Origin of the sequence: Amycolatopsis heterodermiae (assembly GCF_034929455.1) — a bacterium.
GTDB lineage: Bacteria > Actinomycetota > Actinomycetes > Mycobacteriales > Pseudonocardiaceae > Amycolatopsis > Amycolatopsis heterodermiae.
In genome coordinates this window covers 367,378-393,042 of sequence record NZ_JAYFSI010000004.1, presented here as the reverse complement: position 1 = coordinate 393,042, position 25,665 = coordinate 367,378, and the positions used below count along the sequence as shown (strand labels likewise).

The window sequence follows — 25,665 nt, the reverse complement described above, 5'->3', positions numbered from 1 at the left end:
CGCTAGTCCAGCTTTCCGGGCACGATCTGCAGGTAGATCAGGGTGATCACGAAGTTCACGACGAACAGCATGAGGAACGTGATGACCACCGACTGGTTCACCGCGTCCCCGACGCCCTTGGGGCCGCCGGAGGGGTTCAGGCCCCGGTAGGACGCGACGACGGCGGCGATGAACCCGAAGATCAGCGCCTTCAGTTCACCGACCCACAGGTCGGGCAGCTGGGCCAGGGCGGAGAAGCTCGCCAGGTACGCACCCGGCGTCCCGCCCTGCAGCACGACGTTGAAGAAGTAGCCGCCCAGCACGCCGATGACGCTGACCATGCCGTTGAGCAGCAGCGCGACGAGCATCATCGCGAGGGTGCGCGGCACGATCAGCCGCTGCACCGCGGAGACGCCCAGCACCTCCATCGCGGCGATCTCCTCGCGGATGGTCCGCGCGCCGATGTCGGCGCAGACGGCGGAGCCGCCCGCGCCCGCCACCAGGAGCGCGGTGACCAGCGGGCTGGCCTGCTGCACGGTGGCGAGCACGGAGCCCGCGCCGGTGTAGGACTGCGCGCCCAGCTGCCGGGCGAGCGAACCGAACTGCAGCGAGATGACCGCGCCGAAGGGGATGGCCACCAGGGCCGTCGGCAGGATCGTCACGCTCGCGATGAACCAGGCCTGCTGGATGAACTCCCGCAGCTGGAACGGGCGCTGGAAGATGCCACGGACGATGTCGAGGCCGAGGGCGAACAGGTTCCCGGTTTCGCGGAGGATGCCGATCCCGGGAATCTTCGCCTGTGAAGCGGGAGAACTCACCTGCCACCTGGCCCGTTGTTCGGCGGCGGTGGCATCCGGTGCGAACCGCCGGGTCTCGGCTGCTGGCCGCCGGGGATGCGCGCGACCTGGTCGGCGGGCAGCTGGCCGTGGTGCTGGTTCGGGACGCCGTCACCCTGGCGCGCGCCGGCCGGGACCTGTTGCTGCTGCTGGGCCCGCGCGACCTGCCGCGGGCTGACGCCGTAGTGGCGCTGCTCCTCGGGGCTCAGCGAGGCGATGATGCCCTGCTGCGCGGCGTCCGGCAGCCGGTGCATGATCTCCATGACCCGGTCCTTGCGGCGGACCGCGCCCATCCGCTGCGGCACACCCGGCGTCGTCTGCATCTGCGGCGGCACCCCCGAGACGTCCTCGACGCCGCCCGCGTGGTGCCCGGCGTCGAACATCGCCTGCTCGGCGGCCATCTGCGCGGAGTCCTTCTCCTCGGACATCCCGATCGGGCCCTGCATCTTGCCGTTGAGGAACTGCTTGACGACCGGCTCTTCGCTGGTCAGGAGCACCTCGCGCGGGCCGAACATGACCAGTTCCTTGCGGAAGAGCATGCCCAGGTTGTCCGGCACGGTCCGGGCCAGGTTGATGTTGTGCGTGACGATCAGGAACGTCGCGTCGATCTGCGCGTTCACGTCGAGGAACAGCTGCGAGATGTAGGTCGTGCGGACCGGGTCGAGGCCGGAGTCCGGCTCGTCGACGAGGATGATCTCGGGGTCCAACACGAGAGCGCGGGCCAGGCCGGCGCGCTTGCGCATACCGCCGGAGATCTCGCCCGGGAGCTTCTTGTCGGCGCCGGCGAGACCGGTCATCTCGAGCTTCTCGCGCACGATCTGCCGGATCTCGGTCTCGGACTTCTTCGTGTGCTCCCGCAGCGGGAACGCGACGTTGTCGTAGAGGTTCATCGAGCCGAACAACGCGCCGTCCTGGAAGAGGACGCCGAAGAGCTTCCGGATCTCGTAGAGCTTGTGCTCGGAGCAGGTGACGATGTCCACCCCGTTGATCACGCAGCGACCGCGGTCGGGCTTGAGCAGCCCGATCATCGACTTGAGGAACACCGACTTACCGGTTCCCGACGGGCCGAGCATCGCCGACACCTCGCCCGGAGGCAGCGTCAACGTGACGTCCCGCCAGATGGCCTGCTTACCGAAGGACTTCGTCAGACCTTCGATGACCACCTCGGCACCCATCGCACCTCCAGGAGCTGTTCCGCGTCATTGCGCCCGCTGCCACACCCTGTCGGCGGGTGCGGGCCATGCGCCCCGAGAACCCGCGTCAACCAGGTGCAACGAGCTGAGTGCGAACAGGTTACTCACGAGTTTTCTTTTCTGGCCAGCCCCGACGGCATCGTCACCCCGCCGTGATCGCCAACTCGGAGCACGGTAGTCCAAACGGGCCAGTGGCGCAGATTCACCCGGCCCGGAATCCACGATTTAGGGACCCGGGGCTATTCGGACACCATCCCTAGGGGGATACGACGAAAGGGGCGGGCATCCGGTGGATGCCCGCCCCTTCACGAGGTGGTGCGTAGGCGCTTGCGCGCCCGAGATCACTTGATGGAGATCTTGGCGCCCGCAGCCTCGAGCTTCTCCTTGGCGGCCTCGGCGGCCTCCTTGTCGACCTTCTCCAGGAGGGCCTTGGGAGCGGCCTCGACCAGCTCCTTGGCCTCCTTCAGGCCCAGACCGGAGACGACCTCGCGGACGACCTTGATGACCTGGATCTTCTTGTCGCCCGCACCCTCGAGGATGACGTCGAACTCGTCCTGCTCCTCGACCGGGGCGGCAGCGGCGGCGGCCGGGCCGGCGGCGACGGCGACCGGCGCGGCGGCGGTCACGTCGAAGACCTCTTCGAACTCCTTCACGAACTCGGACAGCTCGAGGAGGGTGAGCTCCTTGAAGGCGTCGATCAGCTCGGCGGTGCTCAGCTTCGCCATGATGGCTTCCTCTCAGAAAAACGAACTAAAAACGTTCGGGATGGGGGTGGTTCAGCTCTCGGCGGGTGCTTCGGCTGCTTCGGTACCGGTGGCGTTGCGCTGCTTCTCCTCCAGCGCGGCAGCCAGGCGGGCGACCTGGGACGCCGGCGCCTGGAACAGCGCGGCGGCCTGGGAGAGCTTCGCCTTGAACGCGCCCGCCGCCTTGGCGAGCAGGACCTCACGGCTGTCGAGATCGGCGATCTTGTTGATCTCGTCCACGGACAGCGCTTTGCCGTCCATGTAGCCGCCCTTGATCACAAGCGCGTTGTTGTCCTTCGCGAAGTCGCGAAGCGCCTTGGCGGCGTCGACCGCTTCACCTTCAACGAAGGCGATGGCGGTCGCGCCGACGAACAGGTCGTCGAGACCGGCAACGCCGGCGTCCTCGGCGGCCCGCTTGACGAGGGTGTTCTTCGCGACCCGGTACTTGGCACTGGTGCCGAGAGCGCGGCGCAGCTGGGACAGCTGGGACACGGAGAGGCCGGTGTACTGGGTAACGACGGTGGCCGAGCTGCTGCGGAAGCTCTCCGCGATCTCGGCGACGGCCGCCACCTTGTCGGGCTTCGCCATGGTCGCCTCCTCTCTTGGCTAGTGTTTCCACTGGCCCGAAGAGCCCCCGAAACGACAAAACGCCCTCGCGCAGACAGGCGCGGGGCGTAGTACGGCACATGACGTGCCGAGCCTCGTTCCTCCTGCGCGGGCCGCCCGGCGATGCGGGACCTTCGTTCCTCGTGTCCGTGGGGGCACTCGGATAACCAGCGGTCTTCGGTAGAACTACGGATAACTATAACCCTGACTCTCGACAAGGTTTTCGCCACCCCCCTGACCTGCGTTTTGGGGCGGCGGGGGTTCCTTCTCCGGCCCCGGCGGGCATCATGGTCACGTGGCGGAGCAGCGTGATGACGGAAAGCCGGGCGCGGAAGTCGAACCGGCGGGCTCTCACACGCCCGCTACTCCGCCCCAGCCGCCGATGGATCCGGCGCAGCTGGAGCAGTTCCGCCAGTTCCAGCAGTTCCAGGACTACCTGAGGTTCACCCAAGCCCAGCAGGGCAACGAGCCCGCGCCGCCGCAGGGCGCCGGGCAGGTGCAGCAGTACGCGGGTGGCTATCCGCCGGTCCCGCCCGGCCCACCGCACGACCTCGTCCCGGCCGAACGCCGTCGCCGCCCGGCGCCGAAGTGGCTGACGTGGCTGGGCAAGAAGGTCATCGCCTGGGTGCTGGCGTTCGTGGTCCTCGCCGTCGCGGGAACGTGGCTGTACAACCACTTCTTCCCCAACGACGCGGGAAAGACGTCGGAGCAGCTCGCCCAGGAGGGCGGCGGGACCTACCACACGAACCACATCCTCTCGACCAGCCCGTACGAGGCGGTGCGCGAGGTCTACGACGCCGTCGCCCAGAACCTCGTCCCGCAGGCGTGCGGGCGGATGGACGAGCCGATCCAGCAGAAGTTCGCCCAGGACATGGGGTACGCCGACTGCCAGGTCGCGGTGCACGAGCTGAACCGGCAGGTGAAGAGCAAGAACGACTACGCCGAGTCGATGCCCTCGTACGTCTCGGAACCCCTCCCGGGCGACAGCTTCACGATCAGCTCGTGCAAGTTCGGCATCCGCGGTGGCCCCGCGCTCGGCGCGTTCACCGTGCAGAAGGTCGAAAAGAACCAGTGGCTGATCGTCGGGCACACGAACGAGCAGACGCCGTGCCCCGCGCCGACGCCGACCACCCGTTAACGCGGGTGCGGGGCCGACAGGAACGAGACCAGGGCCTCTGAGAAGGCCGGGGACATGACCGCCGTCATGTGGTCGCCCGGGATGCGGACCAGGCGGGCTCCCGCGATGGCTGCGGCCAGGCGCTCGGGTTCCGCTGCCAAGACGTCCTGGTCGCCCGCCAGGACCAGCGTCGGGACGCCGATCGCCGACAGGTCCACCACTCCCTCGCGGGAGGCCAGGGCCACCGCCGCCAGGGCCTTACGGTCGCCACCCACTGCGTCGGCCAGGAGGCGGAACGGGACTCCGGACGGGGGGACCGTGGTCGGGTCCTCGGCCAGCAGGGCCGAGGCGATGTCGGCCGGCTTGACGACGCGCAGGTCGACGCCGCCGAAGTCGACGATGCCCGAGCCCACTCCGCCCGTGGCCAGGCAGCGGATGCGCTTGTCCGCCGCCGTGGCCGCCAGGGCGATGATCGCGCCCATCGAATAGCCGACCATCGAGACCTCGTCCAGGGCCAGCTCGTCCAGGAGGGCGGAGACGTCTCGTGCCATGGTCGTTTCGGTGTAGCGGGACTCGTCGTGCGGCTTTTCGGAGCGGCCGTGGCCGCGGGCGTCCAGCGAGACGACCGTGAAGCCGGCCTTGCGCAGGGCGGCGACGACGCCGGTGGAGATCCAGTTCGCGTTCGTGTCGGCCGCGAAGCCGTGCTGCAGCAGCACCGGGCGGACGGCGGCGTCGCCCTCCCACACGGTGTAGTTCAGCTGGAGCCCGTCGAACGACGCGAATGTCGGCATGCCGTCAATAAGACACGAAGAAAGGGCGCCCCCGCAGCAAGCGGGAGCGCCCTTTCCGGTGATGTCCGACTCAGACGTTCGCGTCCTCGGAAAGGAGGTTGCGGGTCCGCAGCGGGTCGACCGGGATGCCCGGGCCCATCGTCGTGGTGAAGGTGACCTTCTTCAGGTAACGGCCCTTCGCCGACGACGGCTTGGCGCGGAGGATCTCGTCCAGCGCCGCCGCGTAGTTCTCGACCAGCTTCTCGGTGTCGAAGGAAGCCTTGCCGATCACCAGGTGCAGGTTGGCCTGCTTGTCGACGCGGAAGTTGATCTTACCGCCCTTGATGTCCTGGACCGCCTTCGTGACCGCGGGGGTCACGGTGCCGGTCTTCGGGTTCGGCATCAGGCCACGCGGGCCGAGGATGCGGGCGATGCGGCCCACCTTGGCCATCTGGTCCGGCGTCGCGATCGCGGCGTCGAAGTCGAGCCAGCCACCCTGGATGCGCTCGATCAGCTCGTCGGTGCCGACCGCGTCCGCGCCGGCGGCCTCGGCCTCGGCGGCCTTGTCGCCGACGGCGAAGACGATGACGCGAGCGGTCTTACCGGTGCCGTGCGGCAGGTTCACGGTGCCGCGGACCATCTGGTCGGCCTTGCGCGGGTCCACACCGAGACGCATCGCGACCTCGACGGTCGCGTCCATCTTGGTCTTGGAGGTCTCCTTCGCCAGCTTCGCGGCGTCGAGGGGCGCGTACAGCCGCGCCTTGTCGATCAGCTCCGCAGCCTGGCGGTAAGCCTTGCTGTGCTTGGTCATGCTTCTGTCCTTAACTTCTCAAAACGGATCAGTGTGGTGACGAGCCGCACCGGCTCTCCCACTCGAGCTAGCGCGAAATCGCGCCGGTTTCTGGACTGAGCGATTCGATCGGCCCCTCGGGCCGAGCGGATCGGGAGGGAAGAAATCGGCTAAGGGCGATTTCGCCGCCTCGACGGAGTCGAGGCAGACAACTCAGATCAGGCGTCGACGACCGTGATGCCCATGGAGCGGGCGGTGCCGGCGATGATCTTCGCGGCCTGGTCGATGTCGTGCGCGTTGAGGTCGGTCTCCTTGGTCTTGGCGATCTCGCGGACCTGGTCCCAGGTGACCTTGGCGACCTTGGTCTTGTGCGGCTCGCCGGAGCCCTTCTCGACACCAGCGGCCTTGAGCAGCAGGCGCGCGGCCGGCGGCGTCTTCAGCTTGAAGTCGAACGACCGGTCTTCGTACACGGAGATCTCGACCGGGACGACGTCCCCACGCTGCGACTCGGTCGCGGCGTTGTAGGCCTTGCAGAACTCCATGATGTTGACGCCGTGCTGACCCAGGGCCGGGCCGACCGGCGGAGCGGGGTTGGCCGCGCCCGCCTTGATCTGCAGCTTGATGATCGCCGCAAGCTTCTTCTTCTTGGGTGGCATTTCTTTTCCTGTCCTGTACTACGTTCCCCGCGTACCTGCCGTGGACGTGGGGACTGCGGCCGCGCTGCAGCCGTCAGATCTTGGAGACCTGCGTGAACGACAGCTCGACCGGGGTCTCCCGGCCGAAGATCGACACCAGGACCTTCAGCTTCTGCCCGTCGACGTTGACCTCGGAGATCGTCGCCGGGAGCGTCGCGAACGGGCCGTCCATGACGGTGACCGACTCGCCGATCTCGAAGTCGACCTCGACCGCCGGGCCGCCGAGCGGGGCCGCGGCCGTGCCGGACTCGCCCTTGCCACCCTTCGCGGGGGCTTCGCTCTCGACCTTCGGGGCGAGGAACTTCAGCACCTCGTCCACGGTCAGGGGCGACGGCCGCGAGGTGGCGCCGACGAACCCGGTGACACCCGGCGTGTTGCGCACCGCGCTCCACGAGGCGTCGTTCAGGTCCATCCGGACCAGGATGTAGCCGGGCAGCACCTTGCGCTGCACCTGCTTGCGCTGGCCGTTCTTGATCTCGGTGACCTCTTCGGTCGGGACCTCGATCTGGAAGATGTAGTCCTCGACGTCCAGGGTCGTGGTCCGGGTCTCGAGGTTGGTCTTCACCTTGTTCTCGTACCCGGCGTAGGAGTGCACGACGTACCACTCGCCGGGGGCGGCGACCAGCTCGGCGCGCAGCGTGGCGACGGGGTCGTCGTCCACCGCGGGCTCGGCCTCGGCGTCGTCGGCCACCTCGTCGGTGACGTCGGTTTCCTCGGAGGCGGCTTCGTCGACCTCTTCGGCTTCGGGCACGTCGACGGGCTCCAGGTGCTCGGACTCCTCGTCACCGAGTGCCGCGTGCACCTGCTCGTCGGAAAGCTCGGTCAGCTCCTGACCGGCTGCTGTGCCGTTGTCGGAGGTCACGTTCCGTCCTCTCAGTTGATCATTGCCGGGGTCAGGCCGGGACCTGAGCCCCTATCGGCGCGCGCCGAAGCGCGTCAGCCGAAGACGTGGCCGATGCCCCACTTGAACAGCAGGTCCAGGCCACTCACCAGGGCCACCATGAACACCACGAAGACCAGCACGACCGCGGTGTAGGTGACCATCTGCTTGCGGTTGGGCCAGATGACCTTGCGCAGCTCCGCCCAGACCTCGCGGATGAAGCGCACCAGCCGCGCGAACACGGAGGCCTTCTTCGGCTTCTGGTCCCGCTTGGGGGTCGCAGCGCCCTTCGCGTCGGGGGCGGTCTTCTCCCCCGACTTCCCGGCCGGCCGGGTCTTGTCGTCCGCACGTGCCGCGGACTTGCCCGCCGGACGAGCGGTCGCGCGGCGCTCACGCCGGGCAGCAGCTGTGACGGGACGGGACTGGCTGTCGGGCTTCTGCCCGGTGCCGTCCTGCTCCTGCTCGCCGCCGCTGGCGTCGCTGTCGCTCACGACCACTCCTTCGCTCCACCAGTTCCGTTACGCAGGGGTGACAGGACTTGAACCTGCAACCTGCGGTTTTGGAGACCGCTGCTCTGCCAATTGAGCTACACCCCTGTGGGATCCCGATCACTCGGAGTCCCGTGGACGCCTTCCAGCATCCCCACCATCCAGGCGGGGATGACCGTAGTGCTTTCCAAGTCCCGAAGTCTACGGCAAGCCTCACGAGAGCCCGCAACCGCGCCCCCCGATCGACCGCCGAACCCCGGTCGGCCTGCGGAAAACCTCCCGCCGACCTGGTGATCATGCCAGGATGTCCGCCATGACGAGCAACCCGGTGAGCGGAACACGGCTCGGGCTCGCCCTGCCGCAGTACGGCGCCCTCGCCGACCCCGCCGCCGTGGCGCGCTTCGCCGTCGCCGCGGAGGGACTCGGCTTCGCGTCGCTGTGGGTCGGCGACCGGATCCTGACGCCGCTCGAGCCGTCCGATCTCTACCCGGGCGGCGGGACGCCGGAGCACCCGTACCCGGAGGAGTTCACGACCTTCGCCGACCCGTTCACGACGCTGGCGACCGCAGCCGCGGTGACGAGCACGGTCCGCTTGGGGATGAGCGCCCTGACCGGCCCGGTCTATTCCCCCGTCCTGCTCGCCAGGGCGCTGACCTCGCTCGACCTCGCCAGCGCGGGACGGCTGGACGTCGGCCTCGGGCTCGGCTGGCTGCGTGAGGAGTACTTCGCGACGGGCGTGCCATGGGAGGACAGGGGCCGTCGGCTCGACGAGGTGCTCGACGCCCTTGAAGCGATCTGGACCGGTGACCCGGTGTCACACGAGGGCCCGCAGTGGCGCATCGCGCCGTCGACGGTCGGCCTGCGCCCGGCGCAGGACCCGCGGCCGCCGGTGCTGCTCGCCGGCTTCGCGCCGCCGGCGCTGGCCCGCATCGGCCGCCGTGCGGACGGCTGGCTGGCCGGCTGGATGCCCCGGCCGTACCTCAAGAGCCTCTGGACGGTCGCGCTGGAAACGGCCGAAAAGGCCGGCCGGGACCCCGGCACCCTGCGGCGGGTCCTGCGGATCAACCCGCGCGCGGGCACCGGGGTCGAGTCGGTCGCGGACGTCCTGCCGTGCCTGGACGTGGCCCGCGAAGAGGGCATCGCGGAGGTGCTGGTCGACCTGCACTACGTCGCGAAGGACGTCGACCACGCACTGGAGCTGGCCGGCGAACTGGCCAGCTGAGCCCTACGACTCGCTGTCGGCGAGCGCGGCGAGCGCCTGCGCCTTCGCCGCGTACTTCCAGTTGGCGAGGTCGCGGATCGTCTTGATCTTCAGTTCGGCGAGCAGTTCGTCGTGCTTCGGCGTGAGCCCCTCGAGCGCGGACGGCGGGGCGTCCAGCAGCTCCTTGATCGACTTGTCCTCGTAAGCCTTGTCGACGAGCTTGTTCAGGTTCAGGCCCACAGCGCTTTTCCTGCCTTCCTCGGTTTCGACTACGGAACGGGCCCCACCCTCGCTGTGATCGCCGTCTCACGCAAGGGCTGTTCCCTCACTCAGGTTCACCCGCACAAAGCCGGTTAGTTCTAGTACAGTTAGAACTATGTTGGTCCGCATCGACCCGGGTTCGCCCGTCCCGCTCTTCGAACAGGTGGCGGCGTCGATCCGCCGCGCCCTCGCCGGGGGCAGCCCCGCGCGCGGCGAACAGCTGCCGCCGGCTCGCGAGCTGGCGGCGTCGCTCGAGATCAACGTCCACACCGTGCTGCGGGCGTACGCGCTCCTGCGCGACGAAGGCCTCATCGACCTGCGGCGACGGCGCGGTGCCGTCGTGCTCGGCGACGCACCGTCGCGGGCGCGGCTGACCGAGCTCGTCGCGGAGCTGGTCGACGAAGCGAAACGTGCGGGCGTCGGCCCGGACGAGCTCACCGGGGTGATCAAGGAGAAGTACTCATGAACAAGCTGATCCGGGTCCTGGTCGCGACGGCCGTGCTGCCGTGTGCGGTCCTGGCCGTCGCCGCCGTCCTGGCGAACGCGTGGCGGGACCGGTTGCCCGATCCCATCGCGACGCACTGGAACGACGGGCCGAACAACGCCAACTCCCTCGGGCTGTTCGTCAGCGTGTGCCTGGCGCTCGGCGTGGTCGTGACCGTGGTCGTGGCGGTGATCGCCGTCGCCGGGCTGCGCAACGGACGGCCGCTGCCGCGCACGGCCGCGGGCTTGGGCGCTTCGCTCGCCGCGATGCCGGCCGCCGTCCTCGTGTCGACGCTCGTGCTGAACCTCGACGCGCCGGACTGGCACGCGGCCCGCGGAGGCGCCCTCGTCCTGCTCTTCCTGCTGGGCGTGGCCGTGCTGGGCGTCGTGGCGGCCTTCGTCGGCGGCCTGCCCTCGCCGCCCCGCGAGCACCAGGACGGGGCGTACCGGCCGAGCGTCGGGCTCCAGCCGGGACAGCGGGCGTTCTGGTCGGGCCGGGCGTCGAACCCGGCGATGCTCTGGGCGCTGCTGGCGATCCCCGCCGCGATCGCCTTCCTGCCCGCCGGGCTCCCGTGGCCGACGGCCGTCTGGATCGGCTTCGTCGGCGCGGTGGTCACGGCCCTGACGTACCGGCTGCGGGCGAAGGTGGACGCCACGGGCGTGACGATCCGCTTCGGCCTCCTCGGCTTCCCGTGGCGGCACCTGGAACTGGGCGAAATCCGCGAGGCCACCGTGCGCGAGCTGACGACGTTCGGCGACGGCGGGCTCGGCCTCCGCTTCAACGCGGTCACCGGCACGACGGCGTACAAGGTGCGCGGCGGGCCGGCGCTGGCGCTGACCCTGGAGAACGGCCGGACCGTGCTGGTCAGCGTCGACGACCCGGAGACCGGCGCCGGCCTGGTGAACGACCTGATCGCGCAGGGCGTCACCCGGATTGACTAGGTGCGCGGGCCACGGCGGCCGGTAGAAACGGACGAGTGGCGAAAAGAGCGGTGGGGGCGGCTGTCTCGTGGTCGTGCTCGTGGTCGGGTTGCTGATCTTCGGGTACTACAAGTGGCAGCACGGCTCGTCGGCGGCGCCGCCGGGTGGTGACGACACCGGCGGCGGCAGCGGCCGCTACGTCGCGCTGGGGGACTCGTACACGTCCTCGCCGCGCACCGGGCGGCAGTCGGGGACCCCGGTGGGCTGCGAGCGTTCGGACGACAACTACCCGCACCTCGTGTCGGCGAAGCTGAAGCCGGCCGAGTTCGCCGACGTCAGCTGCGGCGGGGCGACCACGGCGAGCCTCACCGCCGCGCAGAAGACGTCGAACGGCACGAACCCGCCGCAGCTGGACGCGGTGACCGGGAAGACGACGCTGGTGACCCTCGGCATCGGCGGCAACGACGTCGGCTTCCTGGCGCTGGCGCCGACCTGCGCGACGGCGCACCCGTCGGCGTCACCCTGCAAGGACCGGCTGACCGCGGGCGGGCACGACCAGCTCGCCGAGCGGATCGACGCCACCGCGCCGAAGCTGGGCGCGGTGCTCGACAAGATCCACACCAAGGCGCCGCGGGCGAAGGTGGTGCTGGTCGGCTACCCGACGGTCCTGCCCGACGGCGACGGCTGCTGGCCCCCCCTGCCCCTCGGCGCGGGCGACGTCGCGTACTTCCGCGACACGCTGGCCAAGCTGAACGCGATGCTCGAGGACCAGGCGAAGGCCCACCGAGCGGGTTACGCGGACACGGCGACCCCCGGCAAGGGCCACGACGTCTGCACGGCGTCGGACAAGCGCTGGGTGGAGGGCATCCTCCCGGCCTCTCCCGCCGCGCCGCTGCACCCGAACGCCCGCGGCGAACAGGGCATGGCCGACGCCGTGGTCTCCCTGCTGAAGCTGCCGTAGCTCACCGGCCCCGCCGCCGCTCGTGCCCGCTCGCCGCTGTCCGTGAAGGCCACCTTGAGGGACTCTGAGTCCCTCAAGGTGGCCTTCACGGACTTTCCCGGCACCGGTGCCAAGGCCGGGTGCGGCGGCGGTGGGCAGGAGCTGCCGTGGCGGGCGGGGCTAGACGCGGATCAGGGCCTGCGGCTTGCCGAGCACCGTCTTGCCGTCGGACTTCACCACCAGGTCGATGCGCGCGATGCCGTCGTCCTGCAGGGCGCCGACCTTGCCGGTGATCTCGACGACCGCGCCTTCCGGCGTGTTCGGGACCACGACCGGGCGGGTGAAGCGGGCGCTGAAGTCGACCAGGCGGCCCGGGTCGCCGAGCCAGTCCGTGACGACGCGGCCGGCCACGGCCATCGTGAGCATGCCGTGCGCGATGACGTCGGGGAGGCCGACCTCCTTCGCGAACGCCTCGTTCCAGTGGATCGGGTTGAAGTCCAGCGCCGCTCCGGCGTAGCGCACCAGCTGGTCGCGGGTGATCCGGACCTCGAGGGCGGCCAGTTCGTCTCCGACGTTCACGCGTCCTCCCCCCGCACCACGAGCTGCGCGCGCGTGGTGGCGATGTGCCCGCCGTCGGCGTCGGTGATCTCGGCGCGCAGGTTGATGAAGTCGTTGCCGGCCCGGAACATGATCCGGTCGATGTGCGTGGTCAGCAGCAGCTCGTCGCCGGCGTGCGCCGGGCGGGTGTAGCTGAACTGCTGGTCGCCGTGGACCATCCGCGAGTAGTCGAGGCCGAGCTCGGGGTCGGTGACGATCGAGTTGATCGAGGCGAGGTTGATGATCGTGATGAACGTCGGGGGCGCGATGACGTCCGGGTGGCCGGCCGCGCGGGCCGCCTCCGGGTCGCGGAAGAGCGGGTTCCGGTCACCGATCGCGTCGGCGAACTCCCGGATCTTCTCCCGGCTCACTTCGTAACTGGTCTGCGGCGGGTAAACCCGCCCGGTGAACGACTCGTCCAAGGGCACGCCGACGAGGCTACCAACAGCAAAGAGCCGCCCCGGTGGTCCAGGGCGGCTCTTCGAAGCTGGTGCGAACGCGCTACGCGGTCAGCGGGTTTCCTTGTGCGTCCGGTGCGTACCGCAGTTCGGGCAGAACTTCTTCATCTCCAGGCGATCCGGGTTGTTGCGCCGGTTCTTCTTGGTGATGTAGTTGCGGTGCTTGCACTCTTCGCACGCCAGCGTGATCTTGGGTCGCACGTCGGTGGCAGCCACAGCGTTTCCTTCTCTCTCGGTACCGAGTCCGCACCCGACAGCGTCAGCCGCCCGAAGCGGGGGTCCAGGGGGCTTGCCCCCTGGCGGGGGTCCGGGGGTTCGACCCCCGGGGTTTAAGCGGAGCGGCTGTGGCTCGCGCGGTCCGCGAGCACAATCCTCTCAGCTGCGTAGCGGTGGCCGGACTTGAACCGGCGACACAGCGATTATGAGCCGCTTGCTCTGCCAACTGAGCTACACCGCCCTTACATGACCCAAGCCGCGACACGCAGGCGTGACGCGGCTGAGGTCGTGAGCCCCTTTACGGAATCGAACCGTAGACCTTCTCCTTACCATGGAGACGCTCTGCCGACTGAGCTAAAGGGGCCTGGCCTCTCGCGAGGACTTGGAAAGATTACCAAGGCCCGTCACCCCGTCGTGCAACCGGGGTCCCGAAAGAGCAAAACCTCAGGTCAGCAGGGTCAAAACCGTCTCGGAGTGGCGGCCGGGAGACCGTGCCGTGCGGGCCTGCAGCCACGCCTCCAGGCGGTCCTCCGGCAGCGGCCGCGAGATGAGGTAGCCCTGGGCGACGTCACAGCCCATCGCCTCGAGCTGATCACGCGCGACGTCCTCTTCGACGCCTTCCGCGACCACCGTCAGGCCGAGCGAGTGCCCCAGCTCGACGATCGAGCGGACCACGGCCAGGTCGCCGAGGTCGGTGCCCATGCCGAGGACGAAGCTCTTGTCGATCTTGACCTGGTCGACCGGCAGCTGCCGCAGGTAGGCCAGCGACGAGTACCCGGTGCCGAAGTCGTCCACCGCGAGCGTGATGCCCAGCGAGTGCAGCTCGCGCAGGATCGGCAGCGCCTTCTGCGGATCGGACATCACGCCGGACTCGGTCAGCTCGAACGTCAGCAGCTCGGGCGGGATGCCCACGCGGTCCAGCTCGCGGGCGACCTTGTTCGGGAAGTCCTCGTCGGCGAGGTTGCGCACCGACAGGTTGACCGCCACCGAGATCCGCAGGCCCTCGTCGAGCCACTTGCGGCAGCGCTTCAGCGCCTCGCCGAGCACGAACGACGTCAGCACGCCGATCAGGCCGGCCGCCTCGATGGCCGGGACGAACTCGTCCGGGCCGAGCCTGCCGAACTCCGGGTGCACCCAGCGGACCAGCGCCTCGACCCCCTGGACCTGACGGTTCGGCAGGGTGATCTTGGGCTGGTAGTGGACGCTGACCTGGCCGTCCTCCAGGGACTGCCGGAACTGCGTGACCATCTGGAAGCGGCGCAGGAAGATCTGGCCCATGCTCGGCACGTAGCCGCGGACCTCTTCGCCGCCCTTGGTAGCGCGAACAGCGACGTCGGCCCGCTGGAGCAGGCCTTCGATGTCGACGGGGTCGCCGGCCTCTTCGGGCGTCGTCGTCGCGTAGCCGATCATCGCGTTGGCCTCGACCGAAAGCCGGTCGACCGGGTACGGCGCGGACAGCTCCTCGCGCAGCCGTTCGGCCGCGTGGTGGGCGTCCTCCGGCGCGCAGCCGACGAGCAGCGCCGCGAACGACGCGCCCTCGAGACGGGCCAGCGGGACGTCGGGGCCGAGCGCGTCGCGGATGCGGCGGCCGGCGGCGATGACCATCCGGTCGGCCCAGGCGTAACCCAGCGCGTCGGAGACGGTGGAGAACACGTCGAGGTCGATCCGCAGCACCACGGCGTTCGCGAAGTCCCGCAACGGCTCCTTCGCCACCTGCCGGAAGCCCGGCCGGTTGAGGTGCCCGGTGAGCGGGTCGTGGTAGGCGTCGTGGCGCAGGGTCGCGAGCAGCCGCCGGTTGTCCAGCGACGTCGCGAGGTGGCTGGCCATCGTGCCGAGCAGCTGGACGTCGTACTTGCCGAACCCGCGCCAGCGGGACAGCCGGTCGTGCGCCTCGACCACGCCGAGCAGCTGGTTCGCGCTGCGCAGCGGGACTACGAGGGCCTCCTGCGCACCGCGGTCGAGCAGCGCGGCACGGACGTCCGGGTTGGCTTCGGTGATCCGGAAGTGCCGGACGTGCGCGCCCGGCAGGCGCAGCAGCGGGTCGTCGGCGCCCGGGTCGGCGGCCGGCAGCTCGTCGCCCGCGACGACGACGCGCATGGTGTCCTTCGGCTCCAGCCGCAGCCGCAGCACGACGCGGCCGGCGGCGAGCTGGTCCTTGATGCGCTCGGCGATCGTGGCCCACTCGCGGACGTCGACGCCGCCGACGAGCTCGTCGGCCCGGCTGGCCGGGCGCGCCGCGGCCTGCTGGCCGGAGCGGGCGACCATCAGGCTGACGTCCGAGAGCGCCTCCATGTCCCGCTGCTCGCGCAGCAGGTCGGAGTAGGCCCAGTAGAGCGCGGTGAGGCCGAGGAAGACGGCGAGCACCAGCGGCCACGCCTTGGGCGTGTTCGAGATGACGAGGTAACCGGAGAGCCCGACCGACGCGTTGACGAACCCGACGACCAGGATCCGCGCGGTGAGCCGGACCGCGGTGCTGACCCGCATCCGGCGGCGCAGCACGCGCACCGCGGCGAGCGCGAGCAGCGTGCTGACGAGCGGCGCGGTCAGCGTGCCGGCGAGCGCGGCGACCCACGGGATCTCGCTGCCCGAACCGGCGCCGACGGCGACCTTGACCAGCCCGGCGACCGCGAAGGCGCCGGTGATCTCGAGCAGGAACGCGCCCGCGTTGTAGAGGACGCGGCCGGCGACCTTGCGCGCGAGCAGCGTCCCGATGCCGGCGACCAGGTGCGCGGCCAGCACGACCTCGAACGGCGCGATGAAGAAGCCGATGACGAGCGGGATCTCGGTGAAGGAGATGGTCCACGAGATGCCGCTGCGGACGTCGACGTTGATGCCGAGCTGCTCGGCGAGCAGGAACGCGACCGCGAGCACCGGGCCGATCCACAGCAGCTTGCTGTCCCAGTGGAACGGCAGCCACGAGCCGACCGCGAACGCGGCGACGAGCCCCAGGCTCAAAACCGCGAAGGTGTAGGCGCGGAACCGGCGTTCGTCGGTCCGTGCCTCGACGGAGGCCGCGGGGATCGGTGCGGTCGCGGGACCGCCCGGCCCGGGCTGCGCCACGGCGTCGCCGTGCGCGGTGGTCTCCGGCATCCGTTCTTCCCTCCCGGCTTGTCCACTGGTCGCTGATCCGTGACGTCAGGTGTGGACAAGGGCCATACCGTACCCCGTAGGGCGTACTCATGTCCCTTTCGAGACAGTAGGAGATCACCCCAGGGTTAACAATGCCTCGATAGCGCTGACCTGCGTGGACCAAGGGGTGAAACATCCGGTGCGGGAGCCGCGACCCCTTCCCCGGGAGGTTCTGTACGCATTCCGGGCCGGGTAGCGCTTGAATGTGCCCCATGCACAGCGATGTGATTGCCACCGAGCACGCGGCGCGACTCGCGGCGGTGGATCCCCTCCTCCCTGGCTCCTCTCCGTTCGAAGCGGCCGAAAACGCCGTGGTCCTGGAGGTGGCCACCGACGACTCGGCCGCGTCGGGACTCGCCTCCCGCGTCCAGGTGGACCGCGACGCCCCCAACGCGCCGTGGCGCGCCCTCACCGAGCACCGGCTCGACCTCCAGCTCGCCGGCCCGCACCCGGCCGGCGCCCTCGACGCCCTCCTCACCCGATGGGATGAACATCTGCGCGCGGTTGCCGAGCGTGGCGACACCGAGACCGCCGCGGTCGTCCCCCGCGCCAGCCGCGACGCCGCCGGCGCGCGGGAAATGCTGCACCACGGCTTCGCGCCGCTGCGCGTCGTCGCGGTCCGCCCGGCCGACCGGATGATCCCGGAGGGCCCGCGCGGCACCCCGGGCGTCAAGATCCGGCGCGCCGAGCCCGGCGACCTGGAGACGGCCGTCTCCCTCGGCCTGGAGCTGCACTCCTACGACGCCCAGTACGGCACGGTCAACCTGCGCAAGGGCGTCGAGGACATCCTCGCCAAGGACCTCGCCGAGCAGCTGAACCGGCCGGAGCCGCCGTTGTGGATCGCCGAGCTGTACGGCCGTCCGCTCGGCATGGTGAACGTCCAGCACCCGGGCGAGACCGGCTGGATCAGCGACCGCGTCGCCGCCACCCGGGTCGGGTACCTGTCGTCACTGGCCGTCGCCGAGGCGGCGCGCTCGTCCGGTGTCGGCACGGCGCTGGCGGCCCACGCCCACCACGTCCTCGACGAGGAGGGCACCGACGTCGTCCTGCTGCACCACGCCGCGGCGAACCCGCTTTCGACGCCGTTCTGGTACGCCCAGGGTTACCGCCCGCTGTGGACGTACTGGCAGCGTCGCCCAGCCGTTCGGTGAACTACTGGCGGATTACCCCGGGTGCCCCGTCCTTATAGGCTGATGTCAGTACAAGGGACGGGGAGCCGAAGTGAACGAGCAGCGGGACGCCGCGCCCAGAGCACCCGAGGGCGTCGACACGGAGAAGCCGTCCGCGGCCCGGATCTACGACTGGTACCTCGGCGGTACGCAGAACTGGGCCGTGGACCGCGAGTTCGGCCGCCGCATGGAACAGCAGTGGCCGCTCGTGCGCCCCGGCTCGAAGCAGAACCGCGAGTTCATGAACCGCGCCGTGCGCGCGGCACTGAAGGCGGGGATCCGGCAGTTCATCGACCTCGGCTCCGGCGTCCCGACGGCCGGCAACGTGCACGAGGTCGTCGAGGCCGAGCTGCCGGACGACCACGACGCCACGGTCGTCTACGTCGACTACGAGCCGGTCGCCGTCGCCCACGCGACGCTCATCCTCGAAGAGGAGGCGGCGACCGACTGGGCCGGCATCGTGCAGGCCGACATGCGGGACGCGAAGGCCGTGCTGCGCGCTCCGGAGACGAAGCGGCTGATCGACTTTTCGCAGCCGGTCTGCGTGATGATGATGGCGGTGCTGCACTTCGTCGGCCCGGACGACGACCCGCACGGCCTGCTCAAGGCCTACCGGGACGCGCTCGCGCCCGGTAGCTGGCTGGCGATCTCGCAGATGAGCGAGGGTGACGGCGAGGGCGAGATGCTGGCCGGGCTGCGCTGGTTCGTCGAGCAGTACCGGAAGACGAGCAACCCGGTGTGGCTGCGCGACCGCGACGAGATCGAGCCGCTGTTCGGCGACTGGCCGCTGCTGGAGCCGGGCATCGTGCACCTGCCGGACTGGCGGCCCGACCGGAAGCTGAATGCCCTGGAAGCCGAAGCCCGCCCGTACGCCTGGTGCGGCATCGCCGAGAGGCCCCGCGCATGAGCGAAACCGCCCCGATCGCGCCGGCCGGGGTCGACACGGAGAAGCCGTCCGCGGCGCGCGTCTACGACTGGTACCTCGGCGGCAACCACCACTGGGCGGTCGACCGCGAGTTCGGCCGCCGCGTCGAGAAGGTGTGGCCGCTGATCCGGCCGATCTCGCGGCAGAACCGGGCGTTCATGAACCGGGTCGTCCGGGCCGCGATGGCCGCCGGCGTCCGCCAGTTCGTCGACCTCGGCTCCGGCGTGCCGACCGCGGGCAACGTGCACGAGATCGTCCGCGACCTGCTGCCCGGCGGCGAACGCGCGGCGGTCGTGTACGTCGACTACGAGCCGGTGGCGGCCGCGCACTCCCGGCTGATCCTGGAGAAGGAAGAGGCGACGGACTGGGCGGGCCTGGTCGAGCGGGACATCCGCCGTCCGGCGGAGATCTTCGCGGACGACGTGACTTCGTCGCTCATCGACTGGTCCCGGCCGGTGTGCCTGCTGATGATCACCGTGATGCACTTCGTCGGCCCGTCCGACGACCCCGAGGGCCTGATGGCGGCGTACCGCGCGAAGCTCGCCCCGGGCAGCTGGCTGGCCCTGACCCACGGCACCTGCCGCGACGACGCCCCGCCGGTCCGCGCGGCCGAGGTGAAACGATTCATCGACGCCTACCGCGACACGACGAACCCGGCGTGGCTGCGCACGGCCGAAGAACTGCTCCCCTGGTTCGGCGGCTGGCCGTTGCTGCCGCCGGGGATGACATCGTTGCCAGACTGGCGGCCGGAGACCCCGCCGAACGCCATCGACCTGGAGACCCGCCCGTTCGCCTGGTGCGCGGTCGCCCGCCGCCCCAGCCTCTGACCCGACCCGGTCGGCCTGACCCCAAGCGCCTCTGAGCTGCGGTTTCCCTGATCGCTGTGGGCGAACGCACCATCGGAAACAAACACGCCTATCGGAGAGTTGAGCTAGGCAGACTCAACTACCCGAGGAGTGCACATGTCCGACACCCGCCTCCTGCCCGTGCTCCCGCTCGATGACGACGTCGTGCTGCCGGGCATGGTCGTCCCGCTCGACCTGACCGACACCGAGACGCGGGCCGCGGTGGAGTCCGCCCAGGCCAACACGCCCAGCCAGGCCAGCTTCCCCGGCATCCGGTCGACCGGCGCCACCAAGGCCGAGGTCCTGATCGTCCCGCGCGTCCACGGTGAGTACGCCGAGTACGGCACCGTCGCCACGGTCGAGCGCATCGGGCGCGTGCCCGGTGGCAAGGCGGCCGTGCTGCTGCGCGGCACCGCCCGCGCGCTCGTCGGCCGGATGGCCGACGGCCCCGGCGCCGCCCGCTGGGTGCACGCCGAGGACGCCCCCGAAACCACGAACGACCGGACCGCGCAGCTCGCGGCCGAGTACAAGGCCGTCGTCATCTCGATCCTCCAGCAGCGCGGCGGCTGGCAGCTGATGGACGCCGTCCAGCAGGTCGAGGACCCGTCCGCGGTCGCCGACCTGTCCGGCAACGCGCCGTACCTGGACACCGACCAGAAGGTCGAGCTGCTCACCACGCTCGACGTCACCGCACGCCTGGAGAAGGCGCTCGAGTGGAGCAAGGAGCACCTGGCCGAGCTCGAGGTCACCGACACGATCCGCAAGGACGTCTCCGAAGGCATGGAGAAGCAGCAGAAGGAGTTCCTGCTGCGCCGCCAGCTCGAAGCGATCCGCAAGGAGCTGGGTGAGCTCGACGGCTCGGCCGACGACACGGACTACCGCGCCCGCGTCGAAGGCGCCGAGCTGCCCGACGCCGTGAAGAAGGCCGCGCTGGCCGAGGTGGACAAGCTGGACCGGACGTCCGAGCAGTCCCCCGAGGGCGGCTGGATCCGCACCTGGCTGGACACCGTCCTGGAGCTGCCGTGGAACGAGCGCACCGAGGACGTCTACGACATCGCCGCCGCGCGGGCCGTCTTGGACGCCGACCACGCCGGCCTCGACGACGTCAAGGAACGCATCATCGAGTACTTGGCCGTCCGCAAGCGTCGCGCGGAATCGGGTCTCGGCCCGGTCGGCGGACGTCGTTCCGGCGCGGTGCTCGCCCTCGCGGGCCCTCCCGGGGTCGGCAAGACGTCGCTGGGTGAGTCCGTCGCGAAGGCCATGGGACGCAAGTTCGTCCGGGTCGCCCTCGGCGGCATCCGCGACGAGGCGGAGATCCGCGGCCACCGCCGCACCTACGTCGGCGCGCTGCCCGGCCGGATCGTCCGCGCCATCAAGGAAGCCGGCTCGATGAACCCGGTCGTGCTGCTCGACGAGATCGACAAGGTCGGCGCCGACTACCGCGGCGACCCGACCGCGGCGCTGCTCGAAGTGCTGGACCCGGAGCAGAACCACACGTTCCGCGACCACTACCTCGAGGTCGAGCTGGACCTGTCCGACGTCGTGTTCCTGGCGACGGCCAACGCGCTCGAGACCATCCCCGGCCCGCTGCTGGACCGGATGGAGCTCGTCACGCTGGACGGCTACACCGAGCACGAGAAGGTCACCATCGCCCGCGACCACCTGCTCCCCCGCGAGCTGGAGCGCGCCGGCCTGGCCACGGCCGACGTCAGCCTGACCGACGCCGCGTTCAGCCGGATCGCCGCCGAGTACACCCGCGAGGCGGGCGTGCGCGACGCGAACCGCACGATCGCGAAGGTGCTGCGCAAGATCGCGACGAAGGTGGCACTGGACGAGGTGTCCCTGCCGCTCACGATCGACGACGCCGATCTCGAGACCTACCTCGGCCGGCCGCGTCACCTGCCGGAGTCGTCGCTGCCCGCGTCGACCCAGCGGACCGCGACCCCGGGTGTGGCCACGGGCCTGGCGGTCACCGGCGCCGGTGGTGACGTCCTCTACATCGAGGCGTCGCTGGCGGACCAGGAGTCCGGCGCGTCCGGGCTGCAGCTGACCGGCCAGCTCGGCGACGTGATGAAGGAGTCCGTCCAGATCGCGCTGTCCTACCTGCGGTCGCACGGCGCGGAGCTGGAGCTTCCGGTCGGTGACCTGAAGAACCGCGGCATCCACGTCCACGTCCCCGCGGGCGCGGTGCCCAAGGACGGCCCGTCGGCCGGCGTCACGATGACGACGGCGCTGGCGTCGCTGCTCTCGGGCCGCGTGGTCAAGGCGGACGTCGCGATGACCGGCGAGGTGTCCCTGACCGGGCGCGTCCTGCCGATCGGCGGCGTCAAGCAGAAGCTGCTGGCGGCCCACCGGGCCGGGATGAAGACGGTGATCATCCCGCAGCGCAACGAGCCGGACCTGGACGACGTCCCGGCCGAGGTGCTGTCCCAGCTGGACGTCCACGCGGTGGCGAACGTGCGCGAGGTCCTCGACCTCGCCCTGACCCCGGCTTCGACGCCGGTTTCCCAGGCGGCGTAACCCCGAACGCCGCCACCTGAACGGCCGGTTTCCCTCTCCCCCCAGGGAAACCGGCCGTTTCCTATGTCCGAGCGGGCGCGGTGGTGACCGCCCGGATGCGAGCCGTACTCCATTCGGGGCATCACGATCACGAAAGACCACGGGGCGTAACAGGACTGTGCGGATCGTCGATCAGGTTCCTAGAGTGAGGTGATCCGGGCTCAGCCGCGCCCGGGCGAATCGACGACGTTGGAGCGCACGTGACGAAATCGCTCGCGGAAGACTCGGAGATCCAAGAGGATTACGAGGTCTTCAGGGCAATCGTCGAGAAGTTCACGCCGGCGGAAGCGGCTCGTCGCATCCGGCGGATGGGTGTGCCCGAGGACATCGTCAGAAGAATCGTCGAACGCCACGAGCACGAGTGCATTCGGGTCCGCGACATGGACGAACCGCATTCCGTCTACCGCGACAACCGGATGACCTGGTACACGGGTCCGCAGTCGGGCGACCGAAACTGGCCTTCCCTCGAACAGTCGTTGCGGGACAAGTACCGGAACGAGGACGCTGTCAAGGCCGTCGACGACGCATCGACGAAGGTGGTCTCGCTGCTGGAGCACCCGAAGCTGGCGGAATTCTCCACCCGCGGCCTGGTCGTGGGCTTCGTCCAGTCGGGCAAGACGACCAATTTCACGGCCGTCATGGCCAAGGCCGCCGACCGGGGCTACAAGCTGTTCATCGTGCTTTCCGGCGTCCACAACGCACTGCGAAAGCAGACCCAGATCCGTCTGAAGAACGACCTGATCGCCGCGAACCCGGAACTGTGGCACGAGGTCACCACCCCGGAACGGGATTTCGGTGAACGGGGCAATGCCGCGGCGTACCTGGCGGCCAAGGACCAGCACCTGCTGCTGGTCGTGAAGAAGAACGCTGCCGTGTTGCGAAAGCTCAATGCATGGCTCGGGACGGCGCACGAATACCTCGAGAACTGCCCCACGCTGATCATCGACGACGAGGCCGACCAGTCCACGGTCGCGACGAAGAAGATCAACCCGCTGCTTTTCAAAGTGTTGAGCAAATTCCCGAAGGTCGGTTACGTCGGGTACACGGCGACGCCGTTCGCGAACCTCCTGATCGATCCTTCGGTCACGGAGGACTTCTATCCCCGGGACTTCATCGTCAACCTGCCAAAGCCAATCGGTCACCAGGGCACCGAGGTCCTCTTCGGGCGTGAGCCTCTGGACTGGGAGGACGCGGCCGACGTCCCCGGCGGCTACGACATGATCCGCCGAGTCCCGGACGACGAGGTCGAAGACCTCAAACCCAAGAACAAGAAGGAAGCCCCCACCTTCGCACCCGCACTGACTCCTTCATTGGAGGCGGCTGTCCGGTGGTTCTGGCTGGCCACAGCGGCTCGGCGGGTGCGGGGCACCGGCAACCCGCACTCGTCCATGCTCATCCACACCAGCGTCGACTCCAGCGTCCACTTCGGGTTCGTGCCGGTGCTGAAGGCCTTCCGGTCCAGGACGCTCGACGGTCTCAACCGACAGGCCCGCAAGTTGCTGGACGACCTCCGGCAGCAGTGGACCGAAGAGACCGCGAAGGTGCGAGCGGCCGACCTCGGCGAAATCCCGGTCTCGTTCGACGAGCTTCTGGTCCACCTCCACGGCGTGGTCCGCGAGACAACTCTGGTCGTGGACAACTACCGCAGCAAGGACCGATTGGATTACGACTCCGGCCCGGTGACCACCATCGCGGTGGGTGGCAACACGCTGTCCCGCGGCCTCACGCTCGAGGGACTCGTGTGCAGTTTGTTCGTCCGCGGCGCCTCGGCCTACGACACCCTCCTGCAGATGGGGCGCTGGTTCGGTTACCGCGACGGCTACGCCGACCTGCCCCGCATCTGGATGACCGACGAGCTTCAGGGCTGGTTCCGCCATCTCGCCACGGTCGAAGCCGAGATGCGCGTCGACATCGACCGCTACATGACCACCAACGAAAACCCGATGACCTTCGCGGTCCGTCTGCGTTCGCATCCGAAGCTGCTGATTACGGCGAAGGCGAAGATGAAGGACGCAGTCAAGGCAGAGGCAGCGTACGGCGGTCATCTCATCGAGTCCCGGTACTTCGACGTCCGTCCCGAAGGCAAGTCGTGGCTCGAGAAGAACGCCAGGGCAGCCAAGGACCTGATCGAGGACTGCCTTTCCGCAAGCGGCTCGCGGGTGCAGTCCGACAGGAATCGCGTGCTGTTCAAGGATGTCCCGCACGAGCGGGTTACCCGATACCTGGCGGAGTATGAATTCCACCGCAAGTCCACGGAGGCCGACAGTCGCCGCTTGCTCGGCTACATCGAGAAGAGGCTGCGCGCAGGCGCTTTGAAACGCTGGAACGTCGCCGTCATCGGCAACAACAAGACAGGCGCGACACCGTACGCGATCGATTCCGAGACCAGCATCGGGATGGTCCGCCGCGGCCGGATCGACCCCAAGTCCGGCGTCGCACCGGGTGAGCCCGCCGACATCAAGACACTGACAAGTGCACGCGACACCACGCTGGACCTGTCGCTCCCGAGTGGTGTCGAGCAACTCAAACGATCGGAAATCGAACAGCTGCGAGAAGCACAGGCCCCGGATGTCGGCTTGCTTCTGCTCTATCCGATCGACCCGATCTCCCACACCGAAGTCGCGGGTCGTGTCGATCTCAACGCACCTGCCGACGTGGTCATGGGCACAGCGCTCCTCTTCCCGCATCCCGCAGGCGAAGATGACAAGGTCGAGGCCGAGTACTACTCGGCGAACCTGGTGGAGCAGGACGACGTCGATGCTCTGGAGATCGACGACGAGGAAGAGGAATGACCGAGCTGCGGGACGTCGTCGTCGATCGCTGGCGCGTGCTGGAGGCCGCGGCGCGCAGCTCGAGCTCGACGATCGTCACGAGCCCGGTCCCGGTGGACACCTCACAGGGGCCGGTTCTGCTGGGCATCGACACGTCGGGGCACAGCCACTTGCTGGTCCCGTTGGCAGCTCGGCAGACCGTCGAGCCCGACTTGACCGGCCGCGCGGTGCACCTGGTCATGAAACCGCTCGAGGACTCGGTCCAGTACCGGCACTACGCGGACTTGGTGTTACTCGACCCTTCGCTGCACGACGTGTTCACCTCCCTCTGCGAGGATGTGCTCAAGGCCGTGGCCACGCATCCCGACAAGGCGGTCCGCGCACTCCGCCGCGTGTTGGACGAGTGGCGTCAGCTCCTGTCGGGCGCCCAGGGGCCGTTGAACGCCCAGGCTCTCGCCGGGCTGTTCGGCGAGCTGTCGGTCCTCCGCCGGCTTCTGCAGCAGGACTCGGGGCTCGCCGAGAGCTGGCACGGGCCGGGCGGCACCGCGAAGGACTTTCACCTCGCCGGTAACGCAATCGAAGTGAAGACGACGACTGCGCCGGAGGGCCGGACGATCCGGGTCCACGGCGTCGACCAGTTGGAGCCGCCGGCAAGCGGGGACCTCGGCCTGGTGTGGTTCCGCCTGCGAAGGGCGGCCTCCGGGACATCGGTGCCGGACCTGATCGAAGACGTGCTGGCCCTGGCCGACAACCCTTCGCCCATCCGCAGGGGGCTCGCCGAGCTGGGCTACCGCGAACGTGATGTCGATCGTTATTCGTCGATCCGCTACGAAATCATCGAGCGAAGATGCTACCGAGTGGACAACGGATTCCCTCGGATCGTGCCCGCGTCCCTCATCGGTGACGCGCTCGAACCCGGCATCGACGACCTCGTCTATTCGGTCGACCTCGACAGCCCGAAAGCACTTGAACACGAAGTCGCCGACTTCGTCATCTTCGTCTCTGGAGCATCGTGAACGACCAGCCACGATGGTGGTCCCAGCCCTTCCCGCCCACCGGGGCGATCACCTCCGAAGGCATCCGCAACCAGCTG

At 69.4% G+C, this 25,665-nt stretch carries 25 protein-coding genes and 3 tRNA genes; 11 read left to right on the top strand and 17 right to left on the bottom strand.

The window, feature by feature from the left end; all coding sequences use genetic code 11:
- Positions 1-2: 2 nt before the first annotated feature.
- From VA596_RS20885 to rplJ, 4 genes are all read right to left on the bottom strand, one after another.
- Positions 3-797: an MlaE family ABC transporter permease gene (locus VA596_RS20885; RefSeq protein ID WP_323329492.1), complete on the bottom strand. Its 795-nt coding sequence runs from the start codon at positions 795-797 to the stop codon at positions 3-5.
- Positions 794-1,990, bottom strand: coding sequence for an ABC transporter ATP-binding protein (locus tag VA596_RS20880; RefSeq protein WP_323329491.1), 1,197 nt, complete (start codon positions 1,988-1,990; stop codon positions 794-796). Before VA596_RS20880 ends, VA596_RS20885 begins: the two co-directional genes overlap by 4 nt.
- Positions 1,991-2,349: 359 nt before the next feature.
- Positions 2,350-2,733, bottom strand: coding sequence for a 50S ribosomal protein L7/L12 (gene rplL, locus VA596_RS20875; protein ID WP_284747833.1), 384 nt, complete (start codon positions 2,731-2,733; stop codon positions 2,350-2,352).
- A gap of 51 nt (positions 2,734-2,784) precedes the next feature.
- Positions 2,785-3,339: a 50S ribosomal protein L10 gene (gene rplJ / locus VA596_RS20870; protein ID WP_323329490.1), complete on the bottom strand. Its 555-nt coding sequence runs from the start codon at positions 3,337-3,339 to the stop codon at positions 2,785-2,787.
- 313 nt (positions 3,340-3,652) lie between these two features.
- On the opposite strand from rplJ, the gene VA596_RS20865 reads away from it, so the two are divergent.
- Positions 3,653-4,495 carry a hypothetical protein gene (locus VA596_RS20865; protein ID WP_410171909.1) on the top strand — a complete coding sequence of 281 codons (843 nt, stop codon included), beginning with the start codon at positions 3,653-3,655 and terminating at the stop codon, positions 4,493-4,495.
- Here VA596_RS20865 and VA596_RS20860 read toward each other — a convergent pair.
- The 6 genes from VA596_RS20860 to VA596_RS20835 all read right to left on the bottom strand — a co-directional run bounded on the left by VA596_RS20860 (position 4,492) and on the right by VA596_RS20835 (position 8,205).
- Positions 4,492-5,265 carry an alpha/beta fold hydrolase gene (locus tag VA596_RS20860; protein WP_323329488.1) on the bottom strand — a complete coding sequence of 258 codons (774 nt, stop codon included), beginning with the start codon at positions 5,263-5,265 and terminating at the stop codon, positions 4,492-4,494. The genes VA596_RS20865 and VA596_RS20860 overlap by 4 nt on opposite strands.
- Positions 5,266-5,335: 70 nt before the next feature.
- Positions 5,336-6,055 carry a 50S ribosomal protein L1 gene (rplA, locus tag VA596_RS20855; protein ID WP_323329487.1) on the bottom strand — a complete coding sequence of 240 codons (720 nt, stop codon included), beginning with the start codon at positions 6,053-6,055 and terminating at the stop codon, positions 5,336-5,338.
- A 197-nt stretch (positions 6,056-6,252) separates the two neighbouring features.
- Positions 6,253-6,690, bottom strand: a complete 438-nt coding sequence (gene rplK / locus VA596_RS20850; protein ID WP_003079266.1) for a 50S ribosomal protein L11 — start codon at positions 6,688-6,690, stop codon at positions 6,253-6,255.
- A 73-nt stretch (positions 6,691-6,763) separates the two neighbouring features.
- Complete coding sequence (nusG, locus tag VA596_RS20845; RefSeq protein WP_323329486.1) at positions 6,764-7,591, bottom strand: transcription termination/antitermination protein NusG; 828 nt, start codon at positions 7,589-7,591, stop codon at positions 6,764-6,766.
- A 74-nt stretch (positions 7,592-7,665) separates the two neighbouring features.
- Positions 7,666-8,106 (bottom strand): preprotein translocase subunit SecE, encoded by a 441-nt coding sequence (gene secE / locus VA596_RS20840; protein ID WP_323329485.1) that lies wholly within the window; start codon positions 8,104-8,106, stop codon positions 7,666-7,668.
- 26 nt (positions 8,107-8,132) lie between these two features.
- Positions 8,133-8,205, bottom strand: a tRNA-Trp gene (locus tag VA596_RS20835).
- Positions 8,206-8,410: 205 nt separating this feature from the next.
- On the opposite strand from VA596_RS20835, the gene VA596_RS20830 reads away from it, so the two are divergent.
- Positions 8,411-9,319 carry a TIGR03619 family F420-dependent LLM class oxidoreductase gene (locus tag VA596_RS20830; RefSeq protein WP_323329484.1) on the top strand — a complete coding sequence of 303 codons (909 nt, stop codon included), beginning with the start codon at positions 8,411-8,413 and terminating at the stop codon, positions 9,317-9,319.
- 3 nt (positions 9,320-9,322) lie between these two features.
- On the opposite strand, the gene VA596_RS20825 is transcribed toward VA596_RS20830, so the two are convergent.
- Positions 9,323-9,538, bottom strand: a complete 216-nt coding sequence (locus VA596_RS20825) for a hypothetical protein (protein WP_257921896.1) — start codon at positions 9,536-9,538, stop codon at positions 9,323-9,325.
- Positions 9,539-9,674: 136 nt separating this feature from the next.
- Here VA596_RS20825 and VA596_RS20820 point away from each other — a divergent pair, with 136 nt between their 5' ends.
- The 3 genes from VA596_RS20820 (at position 9,675) to VA596_RS20810 (ending at position 11,924) form a co-directional block, all read left to right on the top strand.
- Positions 9,675-10,025, top strand: coding sequence for a GntR family transcriptional regulator (locus VA596_RS20820; protein ID WP_323329483.1), 351 nt, complete (start codon positions 9,675-9,677; stop codon positions 10,023-10,025).
- The gene (locus VA596_RS20815) at positions 10,022-10,984 is read left to right on the top strand and encodes a hypothetical protein (RefSeq protein WP_323329482.1); all 963 of its coding nucleotides are present in this window, start codon (positions 10,022-10,024) and stop codon (positions 10,982-10,984) included. The genes VA596_RS20820 and VA596_RS20815 overlap by 4 nt, the downstream gene beginning before the upstream one ends.
- A 67-nt stretch (positions 10,985-11,051) precedes the next feature.
- A complete protein-coding gene (locus VA596_RS20810) occupies positions 11,052-11,924 on the top strand; it encodes an SGNH/GDSL hydrolase family protein (RefSeq protein WP_323329481.1) in 873 nt (290 codons plus the stop codon).
- Between the two features lie 159 nt (positions 11,925-12,083).
- Here the strand turns inward: VA596_RS20810 and VA596_RS20805 are convergent, their stop codons facing one another.
- The 6 genes from VA596_RS20805 to VA596_RS20780 all read right to left on the bottom strand — a co-directional run bounded on the left by VA596_RS20805 (position 12,084) and on the right by VA596_RS20780 (position 16,264).
- Positions 12,084-12,482 carry a MaoC family dehydratase gene (locus VA596_RS20805; protein WP_323329480.1) on the bottom strand — a complete coding sequence of 133 codons (399 nt, stop codon included), beginning with the start codon at positions 12,480-12,482 and terminating at the stop codon, positions 12,084-12,086.
- Entirely contained in the window at positions 12,479-12,928 is a 450-nt protein-coding gene (locus VA596_RS20800; RefSeq protein WP_323329479.1) for a MaoC family dehydratase N-terminal domain-containing protein, read from the bottom strand. The genes VA596_RS20805 and VA596_RS20800 overlap by 4 nt, the downstream gene beginning before the upstream one ends.
- Before the next feature lie 81 nt (positions 12,929-13,009).
- Positions 13,010-13,174 carry a 50S ribosomal protein L33 gene (gene rpmG / locus VA596_RS20795; protein WP_005152047.1) on the bottom strand — a complete coding sequence of 55 codons (165 nt, stop codon included), beginning with the start codon at positions 13,172-13,174 and terminating at the stop codon, positions 13,010-13,012.
- Positions 13,175-13,342: 168 nt separating this feature from the next.
- Positions 13,343-13,415: transfer RNA gene (locus VA596_RS20790), tRNA-Met, on the bottom strand.
- A 50-nt stretch (positions 13,416-13,465) separates the two neighbouring features.
- A tRNA-Thr gene (locus VA596_RS20785) sits at positions 13,466-13,538 on the bottom strand.
- A gap of 80 nt (positions 13,539-13,618) precedes the next feature.
- Positions 13,619-16,264 carry a putative bifunctional diguanylate cyclase/phosphodiesterase gene (locus VA596_RS20780; protein WP_323329478.1) on the bottom strand — a complete coding sequence of 882 codons (2,646 nt, stop codon included), beginning with the start codon at positions 16,262-16,264 and terminating at the stop codon, positions 13,619-13,621.
- Positions 16,265-16,515: 251 nt separating this feature from the next.
- Between VA596_RS20780 and VA596_RS20775 the strand changes: the two genes are divergently transcribed.
- The 6 genes from VA596_RS20775 (at position 16,516) to VA596_RS20750 (ending at position 25,588) form a co-directional block, all read left to right on the top strand.
- Positions 16,516-17,454: a GNAT family N-acetyltransferase gene (locus VA596_RS20775; RefSeq protein WP_323329477.1), complete on the top strand. Its 939-nt coding sequence runs from the start codon at positions 16,516-16,518 to the stop codon at positions 17,452-17,454.
- Positions 17,455-17,524: 70 nt separating this feature from the next.
- The gene (locus VA596_RS20770) at positions 17,525-18,379 is read left to right on the top strand and encodes an SAM-dependent methyltransferase (protein WP_323329476.1); all 855 of its coding nucleotides are present in this window, start codon (positions 17,525-17,527) and stop codon (positions 18,377-18,379) included.
- Complete coding sequence (locus tag VA596_RS20765) at positions 18,376-19,224, top strand: SAM-dependent methyltransferase (protein ID WP_323329475.1); 849 nt, start codon at positions 18,376-18,378, stop codon at positions 19,222-19,224. Before VA596_RS20770 ends, VA596_RS20765 begins: the two co-directional genes overlap by 4 nt.
- Positions 19,225-19,359: 135 nt before the next feature.
- Positions 19,360-21,762 carry an endopeptidase La gene (lon, locus tag VA596_RS20760; protein ID WP_323329474.1) on the top strand — a complete coding sequence of 801 codons (2,403 nt, stop codon included), beginning with the start codon at positions 19,360-19,362 and terminating at the stop codon, positions 21,760-21,762.
- 239 nt (positions 21,763-22,001) lie between these two features.
- Positions 22,002-24,593 (top strand): Z1 domain-containing protein, encoded by a 2,592-nt coding sequence (locus VA596_RS20755; RefSeq protein WP_323329473.1) that lies wholly within the window; start codon positions 22,002-22,004, stop codon positions 24,591-24,593.
- The gene (locus VA596_RS20750) at positions 24,590-25,588 is read left to right on the top strand and encodes a PD-(D/E)XK motif protein (RefSeq protein WP_323329472.1); all 999 of its coding nucleotides are present in this window, start codon (positions 24,590-24,592) and stop codon (positions 25,586-25,588) included. The genes VA596_RS20755 and VA596_RS20750 overlap by 4 nt, the downstream gene beginning before the upstream one ends.
- The last annotated feature ends 77 nt before the right edge of the window (positions 25,589-25,665 follow it).